Origin of the sequence: Streptomyces niphimycinicus (assembly GCF_018883605.1) — a bacterium.
Classification (GTDB): Bacteria; Actinomycetota; Actinomycetes; order Streptomycetales; family Streptomycetaceae; genus Streptomyces; species Streptomyces niphimycinicus.
On sequence record NZ_JAHLEM010001232.1, the window covers coordinates 1 to 1535 of the forward strand.

The 1535-nt window shown below is 75.6% G+C and carries 1 protein-coding gene; it reads right to left on the minus strand.

Going from position 1 to position 1535, the window contains the following annotated elements; genetic code table 11:
• Positions 1 to 327 precede the first annotated feature (327 nt).
• Positions 328 to 1455 (minus strand): alpha/beta hydrolase, encoded by a 1128-nt coding sequence (locus KN815_RS49040; protein ID WP_216348194.1) that lies wholly within the window; start codon positions 1453 to 1455, stop codon positions 328 to 330.
• Positions 1456 to 1535 lie beyond the last annotated feature (80 nt).

Sequence of the window (1535 nt, forward strand, 5' to 3'; positions counted from 1 at the left end):
CCCGGTGAGCCCCGCCCTGGCCCGCCGGGCCAGCTCCGCCGGGGGCGGAGTGCCCTCCGGCGGGCGGGGCGCCGGTCTTGAGCCGCGGTTCACCGCGGGCCGGCGGGCGGTGGCCATCGGCCGGTTGCGGACGAGTCGGAGCCGGGAGTCGCGCGGAGTACGGGACGTCACGGAAGCAGTCTCGCCGCTGACGGCCCGAAAGCCCAATCGGCACCCGTCCGGCGGTCGCCGCGAACGGTTCGCGCCAACTTACGGACGCCTGCGCCGCCGCCCCGCGAACGCTTCCCGCGCCGTCTCGCACGCGCTTCCGCGATCGTCTTACGGGCGCTACAGGAGCGGTATCAGAAAGCGCCGCAGAGCCTCCTCGTACCCCTTGGGATCCGCGTTCCACATGGCCGCGTGGGGGGCCCGCCGCACCGTATGAAGGGTGACCAGATCGCGTCTGAGGTCGGCGAATTCGCGCGAGGCGTGCCAGGGCGCGAGGGTGTCGTCGGGGCCGTGGGCGACGAGCGTGGGCACGGACAACCGCTCGGGATCGGCCACCTCCGGAAGCACGCGGTCGTGGAGCCCGGTGCGCCCCTCGGCGGCCCGCAGGGCAAGCGGGAGCAGCGGCGCGGGGATGCCGCGGGCCGCGGCCAGGGCGCGCAGGGTGGCCTGCCAGTCGAGCACCGGGGAGTCCAGGACGAGGCCGCGGACGCGGTGGCGCAGCGCGGAGTTGGCGGCGGCGTGGAGGGCCATCGAGGCGCCGATGGACCAGCCGTGCAGCACGATCCCGGTCGCCCCGTACGCCACCGCGTAGCGCAGGGCCGCGTCCAGGTCGCGCCATTCGGTGTCGCCGAGGTGGGATATGCCGTCATCGGGCCGGGGGGCGCCGGGGTCCCCGCGGTAGGCGAGGTCGAGCACCGGCACCCGCAACTGCCGTAGGAAGGGCATGACGACCATAGGGTGCTCACAGGTGGTGCCGAGGCCATGCGTGGTAATCACCCATGTGGAGCGTTCGCCGGGGATGAACCAGGCGGGCAGCGGGCCGAGTTCGCCGGGCACGCCGACGTCGGCGTGGTCGATGCCGAGCGCGTCCCGCGGATCGCCGATGTACACCTGGGGGGTCAGCCGTACCCGGGTGCCGGGGGTGAGGTCGCCGTGGGTGACCCGCTCCAGGCGGCGCACCACGCAGTCGGCGGGGTGCGGGGCGTCCTCGATGACGGGGCCGACGACAGCGTGGCAGGAGCGGCCGGTGAGGCCGTAGACGCCGGGGCGCAGCGAGGCGAGCGAGCGGGTCAGGGTGATCTGGCCGGCTGCGGTCGCGTGCACGGTGAGCGGGGGCTCGTTGGGCAGCGGACGGTCGGAGTCCGGTTTCAGCGCAGCGTCGGTGGCGTACCGTCCGGCCGCCACCGCGGCCACGCCGGCACCCAGCAAGGTGGTGGCGGCCGCGACCGCCGTTGTCCGCAGGCGCATCCCTCCCAGTGTGGGCGGGGAGGCGGCCCCCGGCCAGCGGGCGTGCCCGGCCGGGTGACCGTCCGGCCGGGGCCCGGGCG